General features: G+C 70.6%; 21 protein-coding genes. 14 read left to right on the forward strand and 7 right to left on the reverse strand.

The genetic code is table 11. From position 1 onward, the window contains the following. The first annotated feature begins 49 nt into the window (after positions 1–49). A complete protein-coding gene (locus tag ACZ7OH_RS10535) occupies positions 50–1,018 on the forward strand; it encodes a YncE family protein (protein ID WP_470280570.1) in 969 nt (322 codons plus the stop codon). A 40-nt stretch (positions 1,019–1,058) separates the two neighbouring features. Next, complete coding sequence (locus ACZ7OH_RS10540; RefSeq protein WP_470280571.1) at positions 1,059–1,931, forward strand: LLM class F420-dependent oxidoreductase; 873 nt, start codon at positions 1,059–1,061, stop codon at positions 1,929–1,931. Between the two features lie 65 nt (positions 1,932–1,996). Here the strand turns inward: ACZ7OH_RS10540 and ACZ7OH_RS10545 are convergent, their stop codons facing one another. After that, complete coding sequence (locus tag ACZ7OH_RS10545) at positions 1,997–2,365, reverse strand: YrdB family protein (RefSeq protein WP_470280572.1); 369 nt, start codon at positions 2,363–2,365, stop codon at positions 1,997–1,999. Between the two features lie 199 nt (positions 2,366–2,564). Here ACZ7OH_RS10545 and ACZ7OH_RS10550 point away from each other — a divergent pair, with 199 nt between their 5' ends. The 12 genes from ACZ7OH_RS10550 (at position 2,565) to ACZ7OH_RS10605 (ending at position 15,295) form a co-directional block, all read left to right on the forward strand. Next, positions 2,565–3,797 carry a class I SAM-dependent methyltransferase gene (locus ACZ7OH_RS10550; protein ID WP_470280573.1) on the forward strand — a complete coding sequence of 411 codons (1,233 nt, stop codon included), beginning with the start codon at positions 2,565–2,567 and terminating at the stop codon, positions 3,795–3,797. 1 nt (position 3,798) lies between these two features. Then, a complete protein-coding gene (locus ACZ7OH_RS10555; RefSeq protein ID WP_400900848.1) occupies positions 3,799–4,590 on the forward strand; it encodes a sugar phosphate nucleotidyltransferase in 792 nt (263 codons plus the stop codon). Further along, complete coding sequence (locus tag ACZ7OH_RS10560; RefSeq protein WP_470280574.1) at positions 4,587–5,234, forward strand: PIG-L deacetylase family protein; 648 nt, start codon at positions 4,587–4,589, stop codon at positions 5,232–5,234. The genes ACZ7OH_RS10555 and ACZ7OH_RS10560 overlap by 4 nt, the downstream gene beginning before the upstream one ends. Positions 5,235–5,239: 5 nt before the next feature. Continuing rightward, entirely contained in the window at positions 5,240–6,259 is a 1,020-nt protein-coding gene (locus tag ACZ7OH_RS10565; RefSeq protein ID WP_470280575.1) for an NAD-dependent epimerase/dehydratase family protein, read from the forward strand. Beyond that, positions 6,259–7,539, forward strand: a complete 1,281-nt coding sequence (locus ACZ7OH_RS10570) for a DUF4910 domain-containing protein (protein ID WP_470280576.1) — start codon at positions 6,259–6,261, stop codon at positions 7,537–7,539. Before ACZ7OH_RS10565 ends, ACZ7OH_RS10570 begins: the two co-directional genes overlap by 1 nt. 5 nt (positions 7,540–7,544) lie before the next feature. Further along, the gene (locus tag ACZ7OH_RS10575; RefSeq protein ID WP_470280577.1) at positions 7,545–8,870 is read left to right on the forward strand and encodes a hypothetical protein; all 1,326 of its coding nucleotides are present in this window, start codon (positions 7,545–7,547) and stop codon (positions 8,868–8,870) included. 7 nt (positions 8,871–8,877) lie between these two features. After that, a complete protein-coding gene (locus ACZ7OH_RS10580; protein WP_470280578.1) occupies positions 8,878–9,822 on the forward strand; it encodes a glycosyltransferase family 2 protein in 945 nt (314 codons plus the stop codon). Beyond that, positions 9,819–11,003 (forward strand): polysaccharide pyruvyl transferase family protein, encoded by a 1,185-nt coding sequence (locus ACZ7OH_RS10585; protein ID WP_470280579.1) that lies wholly within the window; start codon positions 9,819–9,821, stop codon positions 11,001–11,003. Before ACZ7OH_RS10580 ends, ACZ7OH_RS10585 begins: the two co-directional genes overlap by 4 nt. Then, positions 11,000–11,548, forward strand: a complete 549-nt coding sequence (locus ACZ7OH_RS10590) for a dTDP-4-dehydrorhamnose 3,5-epimerase family protein (protein WP_400900862.1) — start codon at positions 11,000–11,002, stop codon at positions 11,546–11,548. Before ACZ7OH_RS10585 ends, ACZ7OH_RS10590 begins: the two co-directional genes overlap by 4 nt. Before the next feature lie 5 nt (positions 11,549–11,553). Continuing rightward, positions 11,554–12,870 (forward strand): glutamate-1-semialdehyde 2,1-aminomutase, encoded by a 1,317-nt coding sequence (locus ACZ7OH_RS10595; RefSeq protein ID WP_470280580.1) that lies wholly within the window; start codon positions 11,554–11,556, stop codon positions 12,868–12,870. A 162-nt stretch (positions 12,871–13,032) separates the two neighbouring features. After that, entirely contained in the window at positions 13,033–14,514 is a 1,482-nt protein-coding gene (locus ACZ7OH_RS10600) for a right-handed parallel beta-helix repeat-containing protein (RefSeq protein WP_470280581.1), read from the forward strand. Positions 14,515–14,680: 166 nt separating this feature from the next. Next, the gene (locus ACZ7OH_RS10605; RefSeq protein WP_470280582.1) at positions 14,681–15,295 is read left to right on the forward strand and encodes an HAD family hydrolase; all 615 of its coding nucleotides are present in this window, start codon (positions 14,681–14,683) and stop codon (positions 15,293–15,295) included. On the opposite strand, the gene ACZ7OH_RS10610 is transcribed toward ACZ7OH_RS10605, so the two are convergent. The 6 genes from ACZ7OH_RS10610 to ACZ7OH_RS10635 all read right to left on the reverse strand — a co-directional run bounded on the left by ACZ7OH_RS10610 (position 15,282) and on the right by ACZ7OH_RS10635 (position 22,865). Continuing rightward, entirely contained in the window at positions 15,282–15,896 is a 615-nt protein-coding gene (locus ACZ7OH_RS10610; RefSeq protein ID WP_470280583.1) for a maleylpyruvate isomerase family mycothiol-dependent enzyme, read from the reverse strand. The genes ACZ7OH_RS10605 and ACZ7OH_RS10610 overlap by 14 nt on opposite strands. A 421-nt stretch (positions 15,897–16,317) precedes the next feature. Beyond that, entirely contained in the window at positions 16,318–16,965 is a 648-nt protein-coding gene (locus ACZ7OH_RS10615; RefSeq protein WP_470280584.1) for a phosphatase PAP2 family protein, read from the reverse strand. Next, entirely contained in the window at positions 16,962–18,137 is a 1,176-nt protein-coding gene (locus ACZ7OH_RS10620) for a glycosyltransferase (RefSeq protein ID WP_470280585.1), read from the reverse strand. The genes ACZ7OH_RS10615 and ACZ7OH_RS10620 overlap by 4 nt, the downstream gene beginning before the upstream one ends. Next, the gene (locus tag ACZ7OH_RS10625; protein ID WP_470280586.1) at positions 18,134–19,387 is read right to left on the reverse strand and encodes an O-antigen ligase domain-containing protein; all 1,254 of its coding nucleotides are present in this window, start codon (positions 19,385–19,387) and stop codon (positions 18,134–18,136) included. The genes ACZ7OH_RS10620 and ACZ7OH_RS10625 overlap by 4 nt, the downstream gene beginning before the upstream one ends. Position 19,388: 1 nt before the next feature. After that, a complete protein-coding gene (locus ACZ7OH_RS10630; RefSeq protein ID WP_470280587.1) occupies positions 19,389–20,912 on the reverse strand; it encodes a right-handed parallel beta-helix repeat-containing protein in 1,524 nt (507 codons plus the stop codon). Between the two features lie 9 nt (positions 20,913–20,921). Next, complete coding sequence (locus ACZ7OH_RS10635) at positions 20,922–22,865, reverse strand: heparinase II/III family protein (RefSeq protein ID WP_470280871.1); 1,944 nt, start codon at positions 22,863–22,865, stop codon at positions 20,922–20,924. Positions 22,866–22,926: the final 61 nt, after the last annotated feature.

Consider the following 22,926-nt stretch of genomic DNA (forward strand, 5'->3'; position numbering starts at 1 on the left):
TCGCGCGGGTTAGGCTCCGAGGGCGAGTTGATCACGAGCGGAGGCGCCGATGCGAGGTCGCCCGATAGGCCGGAGGACCCTGTTCACCCTGGTCACGGCGGGTGCCGGGGCCGTGGTCCTGCCCGGGGTGGCGCGGGCGGAGGACGTCCGGTCGATCGACCTCGGCGGGTCCCCGACCGCGGTCGCGGTGAATCCCGTCACCGGGCTGGCGTACGTCACGGACCCCGAGGCCGGGACGGTCTCGGTCATCGACCCGCGCGCGGCCTCGGTCGGCGCGGTTATCTCCGTCGGCGGCGCTCCCGGCGACGTCGCGGTCGACCCGAAGACCAACCGGATCTACGTCGCGAACCCGCCGGCCGGCACCGTCGTGGTGCTGGACGGCCGCACCCACGACCTGGTCAGCGTGATCGGCGCGGGCGCCGGCGCGTCCGCGCTCGCCGTGGACGAGCAGGCCGACCGCGTCTACGCGGCCAGCGGTGCCACCGGCACGCTCGCCGTGCTCGACGGGGTCAGCTGCACCCTTTCCGCGCTCGTGCCGGGCCCGAAGCCGAGCCTCGCCGGGATCGCCGTCGACACCGGCCGCAAGCTCGCCTACTGCGCGAGCACCGACACGGACTCGATCGAGGTGTTCTCGATCGACAGCGGGAGGTTCGTCGCCAGCGTCAAGGTGGGCGCGCGGCCGACCGCGGTCGCCGTGCACGCCGAGAGCGGTTCGGTGTACGTGGCCAACTCCGGCATCCACCACATGTCCATTGTGGACGCGGCGACGCGTGCCGAGCGCAAGACCGTTTTGCTGCGCAGCGAGTCGTCCTCGCTCGCCGTGCACCAGGGCACGAACACCGTCTACACCAACGGCGGCCAGAACGGGCTGAGCCGGGTCGACGGCGGGAGCGGAACGCTCACCGGCGAGCTGTCGCTGGGCGTCAACCCCGGCGACGTCGCCGTCGACCAGCGCACGCGCACGGTGTTCGTCACGGATCCCTTGCACGGCAGGGTTTCCCTCGTCCGCGATTTTTGAGCACGCGGCTGGGGTAACTCCAGGTATACCGTCGGAAGCTATGAAACTCGGACTGCAGATCCCCGACTTCACCTGGCCGAACGGGGCGTCCGCGCTGGGCGCCGACCTGGCCGCCGTCGTCCGCACCGCCGATCAGGCGGGCTTCGACTCCATCGCCGTGATGGACCACTTCTTCCAGATCGGCGGGGTCGGCCCCGTCGAAAACGACATGCTCGAGGCGTACACGACCCTCGGCTTCATCGCCGCGCACACCGAGCGCGCCAAGCTGCTCACCGTCGTCACCGGCGTCCTCTACCGGCACCCGGGCCTGCTCGCCAAGGCGATCACGACGCTGGACGTGCTGTCCGGCGGCCGCGCCATCCTCGGCATCGGCGCGGGCTGGAACGAGGAGGAGTCCCGCGGCCTCGGCTTCCCGTTCCCGCCGGTCGCGGAGCGCTTCGAGCTGCTGGAGGAGAACCTCCAGTACGTGCTGCAGATGTGGGCCGACGGCGACGAGCCGTTCAAGAGCAAGCACTTCGACGCGACCCGGCTGCTGAACGTACCGCAGGCCCTGTCGGACCCCCGCCCGCCGATCATGATCGGCGGCGGGGGCGAGAAGAAGACGCTGCGGCTGGTCGCCAAGTACGCCGACCAGTGCAACCTGTTCAACGGCCCGGAGCTGGAGCACAAGCTCGACGTCCTCAAGCAGCACTGCGAGAACGAGGGCCGCGACTACGGCTCGATCACCAAGACCGTCTACCACATCCTGGACATCGGCGAGGACGGCTCGAAGTCCGGCGAGCTGCTGAAGGAGCTGGAGCGGCTGCACGGGCTCGGCATCGACGTCGCGCTCGGCATGGTCCCGCACGTCCACAACCCGGCCGTGCTGGAGAAGTTCGGCACCGAAATCATCCCGGCCGCCGAAAAGATCTGAGCAATTCCCGATCGGCAATTTGCCCGAGCCCTCTGCGCCATTCCGGCGCGGAGGGCTCGGTGCGTTCAGCCGTCCTTCGCGACGACCCGGGTCAGCGCGGCGACCCCGATGCCGGCCACGGCCAGCACGATGCCCCACACCACCCAGCCGACCAGCACGAGCACCACCCCGGTGGCCGCGAACAGGACGAACTCCACCAGGAACCGGGCCGGTTCGGGCAGCCGGCGGCGGGCCCGCGGGGCGATGAACAGGCCCCAGATAGCGGCCGCGACCAGCGGCAGCAGGACCGCGTCGACGATCGCCAGCGCCACGCCGCTGCCGAGCTGGGTGCCGGCCAGCGCCAGACCGCCCAGCAGGGCCAGCTCGGTGAGGAACCGGACCGTCAGCACCACACCCGCGACCCCGCTCAGGCGGGGACCCGTTTCCGAAGTCATCGGGCCAGCCTAGGGCCCACGTCCACTGTGGACGTTACGGGTCCGGACGGGTACCGTCCGTGATCCCTGCCACATTCATTGAATCCAGGTTGCGGTTCCGAATCGGTCCACCGGCCGCTCACGCGTCGCTGTAACGACGGTCCACCCCTGCTCGACGTGTTAAGCGCACATCGCGACCGCGAGCCAAGGAGCCTGGTAGATGACCACATGTCGACTCTGCGGTTCGACAAACACGGCCAGCGTGGTGGACCTCGGGGCCACTCCCCCGTGTGAGCGATTCTTGACCGCCGAACAGCTCGACGAGCCGGAGGCCACCTTCCCGCTCCACCTCAAGGTGTGCACCGACTGCTGGCTCGCCCAGATCCCCCCGCTGATCGACCCCGACGACACGTTCACCGAGTACGCCTACTTCTCGTCGTTCTCGACGTCGTGGGTCGAGCACGCGAAGCGGTACGTCGACGGCGCGGTCGAGCGGCTGGGGCTCGGGGAGAAGTCGTTCGTCGTCGAGGTCGCCAGCAACGACGGCTACCTGCTCAAGCACGTCGTCGGCCACGGCATCCGGTGTCTGGGCGTCGAACCTTCGGTGAACGTCGGGCAGGCGGCGCGCGACGCCGGCGTGCCCACCCTGACCGCCTTCCTCTCCGAGGAAACCGGCCTCCAGGTGCGCGAAGAGCACGGCCCCGCCGATCTCGTCGCCGCGAACAACGTCTACGCGCACATCCCCGACGTCCTCGGCTTCACCAAGGGCCTGCGCGCCCTGGTCGCGGACGACGGCTGGGTCTCCATCGAGGTCCAGCACCTGCTCACGCTGATCGAGAAGAACCAGTACGACACGATCTACCACGAGCACTTCCAGTACTACACGGTCGAATCCGCGCGCCGGGCCCTCGCGACCGGCGGCCTGACCGTGGTCGACGTCGAGCTGGTGCCGACGCACGGCGGGTCCATCCGGCTGTGGGCGCGGCCCGAGGCGGTCGCCGGCGAGCCCAGCGAGCGGATGACCGACGTCCTGGAGCGCGAAAAGGCCGCCGGGCTGCACGAGCTGTCCGGGTACACCGAGTTCGCCGAGCGCGTCACGCGCGTGCGGCTGGACCTGCTGGAGTTCCTCATCGAGGCGCGCAACGACGGGAAGACCGTCGTCGGCTACGGCGCCCCGGGCAAGGGCAACACCCTGCTCAACCACTGCGGCATCCGGACGGACCTGCTGCAGTACACGGTCGATCGCAACCCGTACAAGCACGGCCGGTTCACCCCGGGCACGCGCATTCCCGTGCTGCCGCCGGAGCGGATCGAAGCCGACCGGCCCGACTACGTGCTCGTCCTCCCGTGGAACCTCCGGGAGGAACTGACCGAACAGCTCTCCTACATCGGGGCGTGGGGCGGAAAGCTCGTGTTCCCGATCCCCCACTTGGAAATCGTCGAGGTGCAGTGACGTGAAGGTCGTTCTCTTCTGCGGTGGCTACGGGATGCGGATGCGCAACGGCGCGGCCGACGACGTCCCGAAGCCGATGGCGATGGTCGGTCCGAGACCGCTCATCTGGCACGTGATGCGCTACTACGCGCACTTCGGCCACACCGAATTCATCCTGTGCCTCGGCTACGGCGCGGCGCACATCAAGAACTTCTTCCTGAACTACCAGGAAACCATTTCCAACGACTTCATCCTGCGCAACGGCCAGGCGGAGCTGCTCTCGACCGACATCGCCGACTGGACGATCACCTTCGTGCAGACCGGCATCGAGTCGCCGATCGGCGAGCGCCTGCGCCGCGTGCGCGACTACCTCGACGGCGACGAAATGTTCCTCGCGAACTACGCCGACGTCCTGTCCGACGTCCCGCTGCCCGACATGATCGAGCGGTTCTCCAACACCGACGCCGGCGCGTCGATGATGGTCGTCCCGCCGCAGTCGTCTTTCCACTGCGTGGAGATGGACGAGGGCGGCATGGTCGGGTCGATCACCGCGGTCAGCGAAATGCCGCTGTGGGAGAACGGCGGGTACTTCGTGCTCCGCCAGGAAGTGTTCGACCACATCCCGGAGAACGGCGACCTGGTCGCCGACGGCTGCGGTGAGCTGGCCAAGCGCGGCCGCCTGCTGGCCTACCCGTACCGCGGGTTCTGGAAGCCGACCGACACGGTCAAGGAGCGGGCGGCGCTCGACAACGCGTACACGCACGGCGAGAAGCCCTGGGCGCTCTGGGAGCGGCCCGTCGCGAGCACCGCGTGATCGGCCTGCGGCCGGGACGGCTCGGCGGCGTCGTCGCCCTCGGCGCCCACTGCGACGACATCGCAATCGGTGCTGGCGGCACGCTGCTGACGCTGTGCGCGTCGCGGCCGGGCCTGAAGGTCGACGCGCTGGTCCTCTCCGGCGGCGGCACGCCCCGCGAAGACGAGGAGCGGGCGGCGCTCGCGGCGTTCTGCCCGGGCGCCGAGCTCGACGTCACGGTGCTGAAGCTGCCGGACGGGCGGTTCCCGGCGCACTGGGAAGAGGCCAAGAACGCGCTGGAGGAGCTGCGGCGGCGGACCGACCCGGACGTCATCCTGGCGCCGCGGACCGACGACGCCCACCAGGACCACCGGGGGCTGGCCAAACTCGTCCCGACGGCGTTCCGCGACCACCTGGCGCTCGGCTACGAGATCGTCAAGTGGGACGGCGACCTCGGCGCCCCGTCGGTGTACCAGCCGCTCGACGACGACGTCGCCGACGCGAAGGTCCGGCTGCTCCAGGAGCACTACGCGTCGCAGCGGCACCGCGGCTGGTACGACCGCGAGGCGTTCCTCGGGCTGGCCCGGATCCGCGGCATCGAAGCCGCCGCGAAGTACGCCGAAGCGTTTTTCGTCAAGAAACTCACTCTCGACCTGAAGGGCTGAATCCGATGCGGGTGTTGCTGACGGGGCACAAGGGCTACCTGGGGACGGTGATGGCCCCGGTGCTCGCCGCCGCCGGCCACGAGGTCTTCGGCCTCGACTCCGGGCTGTTCGAGGACTGCCTGCTCGGCCCCGCCCCGGGCGACCCGGCCGGGCACGTCGTCGACCTGCGGGACGTCACCCTCGAGCACGTCACCGGGTTCGACGCGGTCATCCACCTGGCCGCGCTGTCGAACGACCCGCTCGGCTCGCTCGCGCCGGAGCTGACCTACGACATCAACCACCACGCGTCGGTGAAGCTCGCGAAGCTGGCGAAGGAAGCCGGCGTGCAGCGGTACCTCTACGCGTCGACCTGCTCGGTGTACGGCGCCGGCGGCGACAACCTCGTCGACGAGGACGCCCCGCTGCGGCCGGTGACGCCGTACGCGGAGTCGAAGGTGCGCGTCGAGGCCGACGTCCACGAGCTCGCCGACGACGACTTCACCCCGGTCTACATGCGCAACGCGACCGCGTTCGGCTACTCGCCCCGCCTGCGCGGCGACATCGTGCTGAACAACCTGACCGCGCACGCGCACCTGTCCGGCGAGGTGCTGGTGCTGTCGGACGGCACGCCGTGGCGGCCGCTGGTGCACGCCCAGGACATCGCGCGCGCGTTCACCGCGGCCCTGACGGCACCGAAGGAGGCCGTGCACAACAAGGCCTTCAACATCGGCACCGAGGACAACAACGTCACCGTCGCCGAGATCGCCCAGGAGGTCGTCGAGGCCGTGCCGGGCTCGACGCTGAACATCACCGGCGAGGCCGGCGCCGACCCGCGCTCCTACCGCGTCGACTTCTCGCGCTTCCGCGCGGCCATCCCCGGCTTCGCGTGCGAATGGTCGGTCAAGGACGGCGCCGTCGAGCTCATCGAGGCCTACCGCAAGTTCGGGCTCACGCGGGAGTCGTTCCAGCAGCTGTTCACCCGGCTCGCGTGGTTGAAGAGCGAGGGCGAAGCGGGCCGCGTCGACGACACCATGCGGCGGCGGTAGTGGCGGGCACGCAGCTGCGGACGGGGGCGGAGCTGCACGCCCTGGTCGAACGGCTGTACCCGATCTGCCGCAGCATCACCGGTGACGGTGTGCGGCAGACCCTGGACATCATCGGCGAGCACATCGCGCTGGAGCGGCACGAGGTCCCGACCGGGACGGCCGTGCTGGACTGGACGATCCCGCAGGAGTGGAACATCCGGGACGCGTACGTCGCCGCGCCGTCGGGTGAGCGCGTCATCGACTTCCGGGAGTCGAACCTGCACGTCGTCGGGTACAGCGTCCCGGTGCGGCAGCGGATGCCGCTGAGCGAGCTGCGGGAGCACCTGCACACGCTGCCGGACCAGCCGTCGTGGGTGCCGTACCGGACCAGCTACTACGCCCCGGCCTGGGGTTTCTGCCTGGCGCAGGAGAAGCTGGACGCGCTGCCCGACGGCGAATACGACGTCGTCATCGACTCGACCCTGGCCGACGGCTCGCTGACCTACGGCGAGCACGTCGTCCCGGGGCGTGTCACCGACGAGGTCATCGTGTCGTGCCACGTCTGCCACCCGTCGCTGGCCAACGACAACCTCGCCGGCATCGCGGTGGCGATCTCGCTGGCGCAGCAGCTGGCTGTCACCCAGCCGCACTACACGTACCGGTTCCTGTTCATGCCGGGCACGATCGGCTCGATCACGTGGCTGGCGCGGAACGCTTCCCGGATCGAGAAGGTTCGTCATGGGCTCGTGCTCGCCTGCGCGGGCGACCCGGGCTCGTTGACGTACAAGAAGTCCCGCCGCGGCGACGCCGAGATCGACCGCGTGGTGCAGCACGTCTTGACGTCGCGCGAACATCGAGTTGTCGACTTCTCGCCGTATGGCTATGACGAGCGCCAGTTCTGCTCGCCGGGCTTCAACCTCGGCGTCGGCTCGCTGACCCGGACGCCGTACGCGGGCTACCCCGAGTACCACACCTCCGCCGACAACCCGGGTTTCGTGTCGCCCGCGGCCATGGAGGACACGCTCGAGACGCTTCTCGATGCCTTCGGTGTCCTGGACCGCAACCGCCGGTACGTCAACCTCAGCCCGTACGGCGAGCCGCAGCTCGGCAAGCGTGGGCTGTACGACTCCCTCGGCGGCCGCAGCGACGCCAAGCAGGCCCAGATGGCGATGCTGTGGGTGCTCAACCTCTCCGACGGCGAGCACAGCCTCCTGGACATCGCCGAACGGGCCGGGCTGCCGTTCGGCATCGTCGACGTCGCGGCGCGTGCCCTGCACGACGCCGGCCTGGTCAAGGAGTGAGCGACGTGGCCAACCACCGCCGTGCGCCGCGCTCGATCTTCTCCTCGGGCGCGGTGCGCGCGATGGCCGGACGGCTCAGCTGGGGCCTCGGCGACCAGGCGGTGTCCAGCCTGACCAACTTCGCGGTCGGCCTGTACGTGGCCCGCTCGCTCGGCACGTTCGCGTTCGGCATCTTCAGCCTCGTCTGGGTCACCTACGGGGTGGTGCTGAACGTGTCGCGCGGCCTGGCGACCGACCCGCTGATGGTGCGGTTCAGCGCGGTGCCGGAGGACCGCTGGCGCCTGGGGGTCGCCAGCGCGTCCGGCACCGCCATCGGCGTCGGCTGCGCGACCGGGCTGATCAGCCTGGTCGCCGGGCTGGCCGCGGGCGGCCCGCTCGGCAACGCGTTCGTCGCGCTCGCCGTCGTCCTGCCGGGCCTGCTGCTGCAGGACGCCTGGCGGTTCGCGTTCTTCGCCCGCGGCGCGGGCAAGAAAGCCTTCATCAACGACTGTGTGTGGGGCGTGGCGCTCCTCCCGGCGCTGTACGCGGCCGCTCACGTCCACACGGTGGTCGCGTTCGTGCTCGCCTGGGGCCTCTCCGGCGCGGTCGCGGCCGCCTACGGCTGGTTCCAGACCGGGATCCTGCCCCACCCCCGCGAGGCACTGGGCTGGTTCCGGCGGCAACGCGACCTGAGCGTCCGCTACCTGGTCGAGAACGTCAGCAACAGCGGCGCGTCCCAGCTGCGCGCGTACGGTCTCGGCGCCATCGCCGGGATCACCGCCGTCGGCGCGGTCCGCGGTGCCGAGCAGCTGCTCGGCCCGTTCCTGGCCCTGCTCATGGGGCTGTCCCTGGTCACCGTCGCCGAGGGCGCGCGGGTGCTGCAGCGGGCGCCGCACCGGCTGAAGCACTTCTGCGTGATCCTCGGCGGCGGCCAGGCCGCCGCCGCGCTGTGCTGGGGCCTCGGCCTGCTGCTCCTGCTGCCCGACGACGCCGGCCGCTGGGTGATGGGCTCGGTGTGGGACTCGTCGTCCCCGCTGATCCTCCCGGTCACCCTCGCCGTGGTCGGCGCGAGCTTCGCCACCGGCGCCGCGGCCGGGCTTCGGGCTTTGGGCGCCGCCAAGCGGAGCCTGCGGTCGCAGCTGATCGCCTCCCTGTTCTACGTCACGTTCGGCATCACCGGCGCCTTCCTCGGTGGTGCGGCCGGGTCCGCGTGGGGTGTCGCGACCGCGACGCTCAGCGGGTCCGTCGTCTGGTGGCTGCAACTGCGGATCGGGCTGCGCGACTACGTGCCGCCGGGGGCCGACGAGCCCACCGTGGTGTTCGAGCCGATCAAAGAGCCGATCAAGGAATGAGGACTCCATGACCACCGTCCCGCGGCTGAGCCTCGGCCTCCCGGTGTACAACGGCGAGGAGTACCTCGCCGAGTCACTGGACGCCCTGCTCGGCCAGACCTACGAAGACTTCGAGCTGATCATCTCGGACAACGCCTCCACCGACGGCACCGACGAGATCTGCCGCCGCTACGCCGAGAAGGACTCCCGGATCCGCTACGTCCGGCAGCCGAAGAACATCGGCGCGACGCCGAACCACAACTTCGTGTTCGACGTCTCCCGCACCGAGCTCTTCAAGTGGGTCTCCCACGACGACCTCTACGCCCGCGACCTGCTCAAGCGGTGCGTCGAAGCCCTCGACGAGCGCCCCGACATCATCCTGGCCCACTGCGACCAGGCGATCATCGACGGCGACGGCCGCATCGTCCAGCCGCTCGAGTACACCCTCGACACCGCGTCCCGGCACGCGCCGGACCGCTTCCGCAGCGTCCTGTTCGAGCCGGGCGGCGACGACTTCTACGGCGTCATCCGCGCCGACGTCCTCCGCCGCGTCAAGCCGCTCGACAGCTACCACCACGCCGACCGGACCTACTCCGCGGAGATGGCCCTGCACGGTCCGTTCCACCAGGTGCCCGAGCTGCTCTACTTCCGCCGCGACCACCCGGGCCGCGCGGAACGGGCCAACCCGACCATCCGGAGCCGGTGCGCGAATCTGGACCCGCGGCGCGCGAACCGGCTCCGGAATCCCACCGTCCGCCTGCTCGGCGAGTACGTCTTCGGGTTCGCGGACCTGATCCGCCGCGCGCCGATCTCGGCCGCCGACAAGCGCGAGTGCTTCGGGCACCTCGGCGCCTGGCTGACGAACCGGGCGCGTTCCGGCCACGGCGAGCGCGTCGAGGACCGCGCGCCGACCGCCTCCGACGTCGCCACGGTCAACACGATCGTGGCCGGCCGCGAAGGCAGGCTCGCGTGAAGCGTGCCCCGCGCGTCGGCGTCTTCGGCCTCCTCGGCTCGGGGAACCTCGGCAACGACGGTTCCCTCGAAGCCGTGCTCGGCTACCTGCGCGCCGAATACCCGGACGCGGTCCTGACCGGCCTGGTGGGCGGCCCGGACATCGTCCGCGAGCGCTACGGCGTCGACACCACGCCCCTGCACTGGAACCAGGCCGAGTACGAGACGGCGTCCGGCCTCCGCTCGATCGTCCTCAAGGGACTCGGCAAGCTGGTCGACGTCGGCCGCACGGCCGCCTGGGTCCGCAAGCAGGACGTCGTCATCGTGCCCGGCATGGGCGTCCTCGAAGCGACGCTTCCGCTGCGTCCGTGGGGTTTCCCGTATTCGCTCTTCCTCCTTTCCGCCACCGGGCGCCTCTTCGGCACCAAGGTGGCGCTCGTGTGCGTCGGCGCGAACCACATCAGCGCGCGGGCGACCCGGACACTCGTCCGCTGGGCCGGCCGCCTCGCGGCCTACCGCTCCTACCGGGACGACATCTCCCGCGACGCCATGCGCGCCATGGGCGTCGACACCAGCCGCGACGAGGTCTACCCCGACCTCGCGTTCTCCCTCCCCACCCCGGACGCCGGCGGACGGCCGGGCACCGTCGGCGTCGGCGTGATGGCCTACTACGGCGGCAACGACGACCGCGCCGACGGCGACCGCATCTACCGCCACTACGTCGACACGATGAACCGTTTCGTCGCGTGGCTCGTTGACCAGGGCAGACCCGTCCGGCTGTTCATCGGCGACCAGATCGACCGGCAGGTCGTCGGCGAGATCATCGAGAAGACCGCTTCCCCGCTGGTGACGGCGGCCACGGCGGAGACCCTGGACGAGCTGATGCACGAGATGGCGGCGGTGGACAGCGTGGTGGCCACGCGCTACCACAACGTGCTCTGCGCCCTGAAGGTCGCGAAACCGACCGTCGCGATCGGGTACGCGCCGAAGAACGACGTGCTGATGGCGGAACTGGGCCTCGACGGTTTCACCCAGCGGGCGAAGGACGTCGACTTCGACAAGCTCGTCGCGCAGTTCACCGAACTGGAGAACCGCTCGGCGGAACTGCGACAGACGCTCCTGGAACGGAACGAGATGAACGCGCAACGGCTCAAGGACCAGTTCGCCGCCCTTTCGGCGGCCCTCTTCGGGGGTGGGCGATGAAGGCCATTCCGGTGCCCGAGATCGAGGGCGCGTACCTGTTCGAACCGACCCCGCACGGTGACCAGCGCGGCTTTTTCAGCCGGACGTTCGACCGGGACGTCGTCGCGTCGGTCGGGATCGACCCGGACGGCTTCGTCCAGGACAGCCTTTCCCGTTCCCGCAAGGGAGTCGTCCGCGGGATGCACCTGCGCGGCGGCGCCGGCGAGGCGAAGCTCGTGCGGTGTTCCCACGGCGCGGTCTTCGACGTCGTCGTGGACCTCCGACCGGATTCGCCGACATTCCGGAACATCAAAACCTTCGAACTTTCCGGTGAGACGCAGGTTTCCGTGTACATCCCCGCGGGGTGCGCGCACGGATTCCAGTCACTCACGGACCCCTCAGATGTCGCGTACCGTATCGATCGCGCGCACGATCCGTCCGAAGACATTACAATTTCGTACAAAGACCCTGAATTGGACATTTCCTGGCCACTGTCGGTCACAATGGTCAGTGACCGAGACGAACGTGCGCCGTCTCTCGGAGAGGCGTTGAAACCAACGAGGTGACCCCCATGGGAACGAACTTGTCCCGCTCCACGGAGGCGAACGAGCGGCTGCACCGGGTCGTCCCGGGTGGTGCGCACACCTACGCCAAGGGCTCGGACCAGTATCCCGAACAGATGGCTCCGGTCATCTCCCACGGCCTCGGCGGCCACGTCTGGGACGTCGACGGCAACGAGTACGTCGAGTACGGCTCCGGCCTGAGAGCGGTCAGCCTGGGCCACGCCCACCCGCGGGTCCTCGATGCGGTCCGGACCGAGCTCGGCAAGGGCAGCAACTTCATCCGCCCGTCGATCATCGAGGCCGAGGCCGCCGAGCGGTTCCTGGAGAACGTGCCGACGGCCGACATGGTGAAGTTCACCAAGAACGGCTCGGACGCGACGACGGCCGCGGTCCGGCTCGCCCGCGCGGCCACCGGCCGCCGGCTGGTCGCCAAGTGCGCCGACCACGCGTTCTTCTCGACCGACGACTGGTTCATCGGCACGACGGCGATGAACGCAGGCATCCCGGACGAGACGACGGAAGCGGTGGTGTCCTTCCCGTACGGCGACCTGCGCGCCGCGGAGGAGCTGCTGCAGCGCCACGAGGGTGAGATCGCGTGCATGATCCTGGAGGCCGCGGCGGCGGTGGAGCCTCCGCCGGGGTACCTGCAGGGCCTGCGTGAGCTCGCGACCCGCCACGGCGTCGTGCTGGTCTTCGACGAGATGATCACCGGCTTCCGCTGGTCGGCCCACGGCGCCCAGGGCCTGTACGGCGTGACGCCCGACCTCTCGACGTTCGGCAAGGCCCTCGGCAACGGCTTCGCGGTGTCCGCGCTCGCGGGCAAGCGCGAGCTCATGGAGCTCGGCGGCCTGCACACCGACCGCGAGCGGGTGTTCCTGCTCTCGACGACGCACGGCGCGGAGACCCACTCGCTGGCGGCCGCGATGGCCGTGATGGACGTCTACCGCGACGAGGACGTGATCGGCCGCATGCACGCCCTCGGCGACCGGCTCGCGGCCGGTGTCCGCGAGGTGGCGGCCGGGATCGGCGTGGGGGACCACGTGGTCGTCCGCGGCCGGGCGAGCAATCTGGTCTTCGGCACGCTCGACGAGCGGGGCAAGCCGTCCCAGCCGTACCGGACGCTGTTCCTGCGCGAGCTGATCAGCGGCGGGGTGCTCGGACCGTCGTTCGTGGTCAGCGCGGCGCTCACCGAGGCCGACATCGACAAGACCATCGACGTGGTCGCCCAGGCGTGCACGGTGTACCGGAAGGCGCTGGACGCCGGCGACCCGGCGCCGTGGATGGGCGGCCGGCCGGTGCAGCCGGTGTTCCGCAAGTTCGCTTGACCGAGGATCGCCGAAGGTCGGCCGGGGAGCGCTTCCCGGCCGGCCGGCCGGTTCGCCACCGGGTGCCATCCCTCGCCTGAGCGGGCCGGATTCACCCCTTGGGTCCGATGAGGACACTCCAGGGTGACTGTTTTCCGGCCCGATCGTGCGTAACTTCCTGCCATGGGCAGATCTCGTGCGGTTCTCGTCGCCGCTTGCTCGCTCCTGATCGCCGTGGCCTGCCCGGTGGTCGCGCGGGCCACCGACAGGCCCGGGCCGGTGTGCGACCACCAGCCCGCGGAGCACGAGGAAGCGCCTCCCGGGGCCGTCTCCGTCGATCCGGGCGTCGACGGAGACCTCTCGGCCAAGACCGCGGCGAACCCGCCCGGAACCACCTTCTGGCTCCGCCCCGGCACCCACACGCTCGGCACCGACGAGTTCGACCAGGTGGCCCCCAAGGACGGCGACGTCTACCTCGGCGCTCCGGGCGCGGTCGTCGACGGCCGCGGCGTCAACCGCGCGGCTTTCACCCAGCGCGCCCGCGACGTCGAGCTCCACGGCCTCACCATCCGCGGGTTCGCCGCGCTCCAGGACCAGGGCGTGGTCAACCACGACTCCGGCGACGGCTGGCTCATCGAGAACACGACCATCGAGGACAACGCCGGCGCGGCGCTGATGGCCGGCGCGCGCCAAGTCGTCCGGCACAGCTGCCTGCGGAACAACGGCCAGTACGGGCTGAACGCCTACCAGGCCGGCGACGGCATCACCGGGCTCGTGCTGGTGGGCAACGAGATCACCGGCAACAACACCGGCGACTGGGAAGCGAAGGTGCCCGGCTGCGGGTGCAGCGGCGGCGCCAAGTTCTGGGCCGTGAACGGGGCCGACATCACCGGCAACTGGGTCCACGGCAACCACGGCGCCGGCCTCTGGGCCGACACGAACAACAACGACTTCTTCGTCGAGGGCAACCTCTTCGAGGCCAACGACGCCGAGGCGCTGTTCTACGAAACCAGCTACAACCTCGTGCTGCGCGGCAACACCTTCCGCGGCAACGCCGTGGTGCAGGGCCGCGCGTTCGCGTCGCGCGGCGACAACTTCCCGACGGCGACGGTGTACCTGTCGGAGTCGGGCGGCGAACCGCGCGTGCCGGCGCGGACGTCGTCCATCGACATCAGCGGGAACACCTTCGAGGACAACTGGGCCGGGATCACCTTGTGGGAGAACGCCGACCGCTTCTGCAACAGCCCGGCGAACACGTCCACCGGCTACTGCACCGAGGTGGCCGCCAAGTCGTCCTGCGTCGCGGGCAAGATCGAGAAACCACCGGCGTACGACGACTGCCGCTGGAAGACCCAGCGGGTGGAGGTGCACGGGAACACCTTCCGCTTCGACCCCGGACGGCTCGGCTGCACCGGCCTCTGCGGGCGGATGGCCCTGCTGTCGAACTACGGGACCTTCCCGGACTGGTCCCCCTACAAGGGAACCGTCGTCGAAGAGGCGATCACCTTCCGGCAGGGCAACCGCTGGCACGACAACTCCTATGCGGGGCCGTGGACCTTCGTCGCGCATGACACCTCCAAGACGGTCGACGCTGCGGGCTGGCGGGCGGAGCCCTACTCGCAGGACGAGTGTTCTTCGTTCGACGGCGGGACCGCCGGCTGCTGATCAGGAGCTTGCCGAGGGGGTCCGACACTTTTCGCTGCGACCCGCGTCGCCGATAGCGATTTCCCTTGCCCCCAAAGGGAAAAGTCGCGAACGGCGAATTTCGGACGGCGTCACTTCACCCATTTCAGTGATGGCGTTCGCACGCATGTTCGGTACCGTCGGAGACATGCCCGCCATTCCCGCACCCCTCCACCGCGACGCGATCGACGTCGTCCTGTTCGACGCGATGGGTGTCCTCTACTCACCCGCCGACGACGTCGGCGAGCTGCTCGTCCCCTACCTCCGCAGCCACGGCTGCGTGCTGCGCCGAGAAGAAATCGCGCAGCTGTACCGGGAATGCAGCCTCGGCAAGATGTCCTCCGCGGACTTCTGGGCGACGTCCGGCGCATCAGGCGCGTCGGACGAGGAGTACTGCCGGAACCACCGCCTGACCGAGGGCGTGGTCGCGCTCCTCGCCGAACTCGACGCCACCGGAGTGCGGCTCGGCTGCCTGAGCAACGACGTCACCGAGTGGTCGAAGCTCCTGCGCGAACGCTTCGGCCTCGGCGAGTACCTGACCGGCTGGTTCATCAGCGGTGACATCGGCGTGCGCAAGCCTTCGCCCGAAGCGTTCACGATCCTGTGCCGGCGCCTGGACGTGGTGCCGGACCGGATCCTCCTCATCGACGACCGCGCGGAGAACGTCTCGGCCGCGCGAGCCGCCGGCCTGCAGGCGCTGCAGTACGGCACGGCTCGACTGTCCACAATGGATCTTTTGCGGAAGGAACTCAGACCGTGGTGAAGCGCGCGCTCGGCTCGCCCCGAAGACGCCCGGCCGGCAGCCGCCGGTTGCAGAGCACCAGGAGCAGATCCTGGGCGAGGCCGGTGACCGGAGTCCCGGTGCCGTACGACCAGTCGAGGTCGTCGGCACGCAAGCAGACACCAGCGAGATCGGTCCCGAAGTACTTCACCTGCTTCGGCTTGGTCCCGCCGAGGACGATCTCGAGCCGCTCCAAGGGCACGCGACGGTCCAGCCCGAGGGCGGTGGTGATGTCGAGGCCGTGGATCACGTCGTGGCTGAGAGCGCCCACCAGCCCACCGCCGGGCGGCTGCCAGGGATGGCCGGCGTTGTCCCGCAGCGAGGCGACCAAGGCCTCCCGCGACAGCTCGGCGGCTTCCTGGCGAGCCAGGCGGTCGGCCATCCGGTTGAAGCGCCCGCCGGACTTCACCATCTCGCGCACGAACCGCCCGGTCGAGAGCCGGAACGGCATGGTCACGTGGGCGACGACTTCCGGAACCCGCCACCCGGCACACAGGGTCGGCGACGCCCACTCGTCCGCCGACAGGTCACCGAGCAGCGCGGCCAGCTCCCGCCGTTCGGCGGCGATCAGGTCTGGGATCATCGGTCTCTCCTTCGCGAGTAGGTCACCCCACCGACGAACAGGTCCGCCCCGAACCGACACCGGCTAGCGAGCGCAACGGGGCCCCGGCCAGGAGGCCGACCGAGCCCGCAAGGGCGAGAATCGGGCCCGCGGCCCTCCGCCGACCAGTACGCCGCCTCAGCCGCCCGGGGTTGAGGATCACCAGCGCCATCGCGATGGCAGCACCGCACCCGAGCCGGCGGTTTGATCACCGCTCGGCCGAATCCACGCCACCGACGAACCGGCGCCGACCTGGCCCGACTCCGTCCGCCGAGCCCACCTTCGCGGCCCAAGTCAGCCATCAGCGAGTCGTCGAGGCGCGTGCGCAGCACCCGCGAGCCTCAGCCGTGCTGCGCGCGGGCGGCTGTCGAAGGCGCGCGGCCCTCCCAAGCCCCCCCCGGGGTCAGAGCCGGTCGGCCGCCCGGTCCACTACCCACCCCGTCGCCGGAACCGCGGCCAGCGCGGCACAGAACCCACCCACCGCATCCGTCGGGTAGTGCGCCCCCAGCGCCACCTCAGCCCACCCCATCACAATCCCGGCGACCAACGCCAAGCCCAGGACCAAGACCACCCCAGCAACCCGCCCCAACCCCAGCCGATCGACCAGCAGCAACCCGATCACCAACGCCAGCGCGGTGGCCAACGCCGTGTGCCCGCTCGGATAGGAAAGGAACTCGCCATGGATCTTGCGGCCCACGATCGGCTTCAGCACCGTCGTCAGCGCCACCGTGACCGCCACTCCGAGCACCGTCAGCACCGCCGCCCGGAGCCGGTGGACCAGGAAGCACACCACCGCGAGCAGCGCGACCAGGACCGTCGATCCCACCGGCTCGCCACCGAAGTCGATGACCAGCGCCGCATACCGCCAGGGCGGCTGGACGCCGTCGATCGACGGGAGCAGCGCCGCGTCGATTCCGGTCAACCCCGAGTCGTGGAAGTGGAGGATGCCGAGCGCCGCCAGGACCGCCGTCGCCAACGCAGCCGTCATCGCCAGCGGCGTGCGCAACGCGGCCGGCAAGGCCGCGGGGGCCGTCCGGACCTGCTGCCTCACCCGTGCGCCTCGATCGCTGCCTCGTATCCCGCGATCAACCGGTCGAGCCCCACCGCCGGGGTGAAGTCCTTCTCGTACCGGACGCGGGCCGCGTCGCCCATCTCGCCGTTGCGGTCGCCGGCCACCTCGCGGAGCCGGTCCGCGAGCGATGCCTCGTCGTTCGGCGTGTGCAGGAGGCCGGTCACGCCGTCGTCCACCAGTTCCGGGAAGGCGCCATGGGCCGCCGCGACCGTGGGCACCCCCGCGGCCATCGCTTCGACCACCACCAAGCCGAACGCCTCCAGCCACGTCGACGGTGCCACCACCGCCAGCGCGTCGGCCGTCAGCGCACGGCACTCCGCCTTGTTCTGGAGGCCGACGTACGACACGTCAGTGCGGCGGGCCGCCCACGTCGCGACCTCGTCCTGCATCGGACCGGTACCGGCGATGACCAGCGGCACGCCCAGGGCTCCGCCGAGCCGGTCCCACGCCCGCATCAGCAGGCCGACCCCCTTTTCCTCCGTGACGCGGCCGAGGAACAGCACGTGCTTGCCGTCGCCGGTGCGGCGGACACCGGGGTCGGTGACGAAGTTGTGCTTCACCGCCATCCGCTCGCCGGGCATCCCGGCCGACACCAGGAGGTCACGTTGGGCCGCCGAAATGCAGAAGAACCGCGAAACGCCCGTCCACCACCGGCGCCGGTTCGCGGCCGTGCTCGCCGCCATCGGGAGCGTCGCCACGCGCGAACCGCGGTAGCAGCCGTGCTGCACCGCCGGCAGTGGCAGGCCGCCGACGCAGTCGGTGCAGATGCGGCCGTCGCGGTGGAGCGTGCCGGGTGGGCAGACCATCCCGTAGTTGTGGAGCGTCGCGACCGCGGGCACCCCCGCGTCCGCGCAGGCCGCGACCACCGACGGCGACAGCAGCGGGAACGTGTTGTGGATGTGCACGACATCCGGGCGCGAGGCCCGCAGCCGGGTGGCGAGCTCCTTGCGCACCGCCGGGTTCCACGGCACGGTCAGCGGCACTGCGGCCTTGCGGACCGTCGGCATCGACGCGATGTCGTCGCTGCGGCGTTCGAACAGCGACACCTGGTGCCCGCCCTCGGCGAGGAGCGTCACCTCGGCGTCGACGACGTTGTTTTCGCCGCTCGGCTGCTCGGACCGGTACCGGTTGTGCACCACGAGCACCTTCACGCGACTGTCCCCTTCGCCGGGATGAATGCTTGTTCGTCGGACTGCGGCACCCCGCGGACCAGCAGCGACGCGGCCAAAGCCAGGTGCAGCAGGTACGGCGACGCGTCGCCGAGGCCGGCTTCGGTGTAGGAGGCCGAAATGCAGTAGGTGATGAGGAAGATCGCGCACGCGCGAGCGAGCGACGGCGGCCGCAGCACGGCCACCACCGCCAACGTGAGGAGGAACCCCGCCACCAGCGTGATCCCGACGAAGCCCTGCTCGTGGTAGATCGCGAGCCAGCTGTTGTCGATCGGGAGGCCGTCGTAGGACTTGTCCGTCAGCCCGACCCCGAAGATGTACTCCGACGTCGTCCTCGGGGCTTCCAGCAGCGCGTCCCACACCTTCGCGCGGCCGGTGAGGCTGGAGAAGTTGTCCGCGCTCTGCCCGCGCAGGAACCACGCCTGCAGCGCGCCCGCCAGCACGACGCCGGCGAGCCCGCCGACGCCGACCGTCCACGCGAACACCTTCCGCGCGCGGGCGCTGGTCAGCAGCATCGACAGGAAGGCCACGGCCAGCCCGGCGATCAGGCCGAGCGTCGCCGTGCGGGTGTGCGTCAGCATCAGCAGCCCGACCACCGGCACCACGATGAACACCGCGCTGCGCCACGTCGTGCGGCGCCCGAACCAGAGGAGGAGCGTGAGCCCGGCGATGACCGCCGCGTACTGGCCGATCTGCGGCGGGGTGAGCGGCCAGATCGCGCCCGAAAGCCGGCCGCCGTAGATGTCCGGCATCGCGTTGCCCGGGGAGATCACCAGGCCGATCGCCACCGACGCGAGCACGATGCCGTACGTCCGGATGTGGTAGCGGACGAAGCTGAACCCGCCGTCCCACCAGCGGGTCAGCAACCAGAGCGTGGAGACGAACACCGTGAGCCGGAAGCACCGGAACAGCGCGCCGGCGCCCTCCTTGAGGTCGATGCTGGCGAGGATGCTCGAGCCCAGCAGCAACGTCAGCAGGAGCAGGTACGCGCTCGGCCGGATCCGCAGGTGCTTGTTCAGCACCAGCGCGATCACGAACGCCGTCATCAGCGAACCCATGGTCACCAGCTGGCTGACCGACCGCGGGAGCGGGATGACCGTCTTCGCGCCGGTCGAGCCGAGCGTGTTGAGGATCAGTAGCGCCCACGCCAGGCCCGCCCACTTCGGCGTCGCCGAGGCGGGTTCGGTCGGGGCGTCGCCGCGGATGCCCGCGATGCCGGTCTGCGCCGCCATGTCAGCCCCCACCCTGCGCGGTGAACGTGCTGCCGGTGTCCTGCGAGTACGGCCCGCCTTCCCACTCGCCGATCTCGAGGACGCGGTCGGTGGTGTAGGCGATGAACGTCCACGGGCCGGCGTAGCTGTTGTCGTGCCAGTGGTTGTCCTGCTTGTAGGTGATCGCCTCCTGGACGACGTCACCCTTGTACGGCGACCAGTCCGGGTAGCTGCCGAAGTTCGACAGCAGGCCCATCCGTCCGCACGAGGCCTGGCAGCCGACCACGGCCGGGTCGAGGACGAACTTGTTGTCGTGGATGTCGACGTGCTGGGTCTTCCAGCGGCAGTCGCTCAGCAGCGGCCCGCTCGCGATGGCCGGGGCCGCGCACTGCTTGACGTTCTGGACGAGCCGGGTGCAGTCGCCGGAGGAGGTGTTCGCCGGGCTGTTGCAGTAGCGGTCGGCGTTCTCCCACAACGTGATCCCGGACCAGTTGTTCTCCAGGTAGTTGCGGGAGATCTCGAGCTTCGCCGTCCGCGCCTTGATCCGCGGCTCGCCGCCGGACTCGGAGATGTAGACCGCCGAGGTCGGGAAGTTGTCGCTCTTGTCGGCGTACCGGCGGCCGTCGACCCAGTTGTTCTTGCGGATCGTGTTGTCGCGGATGACCGCGTTGTAGCTGATCTCGTAGATGAGCGCGGCGCTGTCGTTGTTCTCGATGAGGTTGCCCTCGATGAGGAAGTCGTTGTTGTTCGTGTCGGCCCACAGCCCGGTGCCGTGGTTGTCGTGCACCCAGTTGCCGCGCACGTCGGCGCCGTTGACGTCCCAGAACTTGACGCCGCCGGTGCAGCCGCAGCCGTCGATCTTCGCTTCCCAGTCGCCGGTGTTGTTGCCGGCGATCTCGTTGCCCTCGACGACCAGCGCGGTGATCGGGGTGCTGCCGGAGAAGGCGTTGATCCCGTACTGGCCGTTGCGGCGCAGGCAGTTGCCGCGCACCTGCTGGCGCGCGCCCGCCATCAGGCCGGCGCCGTCGTTGTCCTGGACGGTCGAGTGCTCGATCACCCAGCCGTCGCCGGAGTCGTGGTTGACCACGCCTTCGTCGCGGGGCGCCGCGAAGCCCTGGACGGTCAGGTAGGTGAGCTTGACGTTCGTCCCGTGGCCGGTGAACGCGTACTGGTTGATCTTGCGGCCGTCGACGACCGCGCCGGGGGCGCCGATGTAGACGTCGCCGTCCTTCGGGGTCACCTGGTCGTACTTGTCGTCGCCGAGGATGTGCTTGCCCGGCTTGAGCCAGAACGTCGTGCCCGGGCCGGCCGCGCGCGTCTTCGTGGCGAGGTCGCCCGGCACGGCCGGGTCGACGACGACCGCGCCCGCCGGCGCCGTCGCCGGGCCGGCCGGCTCCTTGTCGCACACCGCGGCGACCGACCCGCTGGGAGCCGGGGTCGCCTGCGCCGGGCCTTCGGTATCGGGTCCGCCCGAGCACGCCGCGACCGTGAGGAGGACGCCGAGCAGCGGAGCGGCACGGCGGAGTCGGAAGCGACGGGCTGTCACAGGCGGGTCCTAACTGAAGCGAAGCAGGGTGGTGAGGTGTCCGGGGGTCCCGGAGCCGACGAGCGTGGTCGAGGGTTCCTTGCGGCCGAAGCCCGCGGAGTACCAGCCGAGGGATGGCTCGACCTCACCGCGGTGGGCGGTCCACGACAACTCGGACGGCAGCTCCACGACCGCGGTGTGCACCGGGGCTACGGAACCCGTGGCGGTGCCCTGCCAGCGCAGGTGGGCGACGTTCCCCTCAAGCCGGACGGTGATCGCCGGGCCGAGGTGGAACGCCAGGCGCGCGGCCGGGCGGGTCTCGCCGAGCACCTCGTCGACGATCTTCAGCACGTCGCCGTCAAGCTCGACCGTGCGGCGATGGACCGCGGGCGCGTAGCCGTCGTGGGCCGCCGTCCAGCGGGAGGGCCCGCTCGACGGCGTCTCGACGGCCAGCACCTTCGTGACCGCGTGCCGCGTCCACAGGAACGGGCCGCCGGACACCGACTGGTCGGTCCCGTCCAGTTCGAGGGTGTTGTGGCCGAGCGTGGAGCGGAAGTACGACCGCCACCGAGGCTCGCCGTGGTAGCAGAAGGTGCCCGGATCGGCGAGGACGTCAACGCCGTCGTGGCGGACCTCGACCGACAGCGCGTCCGCGTGGGCGTGCGCGGCAATCGACAGGAAGCCGTGCGGGCCGCCGTCGCAGCGAGCCCAGACGCGGCCCGACCGCAGGATCGTCATGCCCGCGTCCCGCAGGTGCGCGGGACGGCGGCCGGGCCGGACGCCCGACGCGCGAGGTGTCCGGGAGACCAGGGCGGCGAGCAGCGGCGTGCGGACGTCGTCGCCCGGCACCGGCGGCCACCACTCCAGCCGGCCGAACAGCGCCTCGCCGGTCGCGAGCAGCGACGCCCAGCGGTCGGTCTCGACGCCGTCGACGATCAGGCCGAAGCCGTCGTCGGCGTCGCCCTGCCGCGGCGGGCGGAGCCGGTTGTCCACAATGGACGCAAGAGCGTCGGTCATCCGGAGCAGGACGTCCCACGTGGAGTCCGGCACCGGCGTGCCGGCCGCGTCGGCTTCCACGGCCGCCGCGAGGCCGAGCTCCAGCACCAGGCCGTGGTACTCCGACGCCAGTTCGGCGTTGAGCCCGGAGGGGAAGGTGTTGCGGGCGAGCTGGACGTCCAGCGAGCGCATGGCCTCGGTCCGCCAGCCCGCGGACTCCGGGAACCAGCCGAACGCGCAGGCCGCGGCGAGCAGCCCGGCGTCCTCGGCGATGACGTGGTTGTTCGCCGACGAGCCGTGGCTGCGCAGGGTCGCCAGCCAGTTCTGGTGGTGCCACAGCTGGAGGTGGAAGTCCGGGTTGTCCTCGAACAGGTCGCCGACGCCGGCCCAGCCGTCGAGCAGCCGGCGCGTCCAGACCCAGGACAGGAGCCGGATGCCCAGCTCGATGCCGCTGATCCAGTGCGGGCCGCGCAACGGCGGGTTCTCCGCCCACCACGAGCGCAGGTGCGCGGCCACGCGTTCGGCGTAGGCCGCGGAGCCGGTGAGGGCGTACGCCGCGGCCAGCACGGTCAGGTGCTGGTGGCGCGACGGCTCCCAGATCTGCTTGATGTCGCCGACGGTGTCTTCCGAGCGGTACGGGACGTCGAAGGCGTACGGCTCGGACGGTGCCCGGCGGCCGGTCTTGGGGTCGAGGAACCAGTCCGGCGTGTCCAGGTCCGAGCGGACCACGCCGAAGTACTCGGCGCGGCCGGCCAGCAGCTCGTCGGCGGTGGCCAGCAGCCGCTTGACGGCCTCGCCGGACACGTTGTCGAGCGCGCCGGAGGGCAGCACGGCGGTGAAGCGCGGGTGCGCCGGCCAATCGGGCGGGGTCGGCAGCGCGGTCCGCCACTGCCGCTGGACAACGGCGTGCCGAGCACGGCCGACGACCTCCGCCGGCCCCATCCGGGACAGCCGCCGCAGGTACCAGCCGGGACCCATCACGGCCGGGCACCTTCCTCCGGCAGCAGCTCCGACCGGCTCGGGGCGACGCTCGGCATGC

This window comes from Amycolatopsis sp. NPDC114478 (assembly GCF_055633805.1).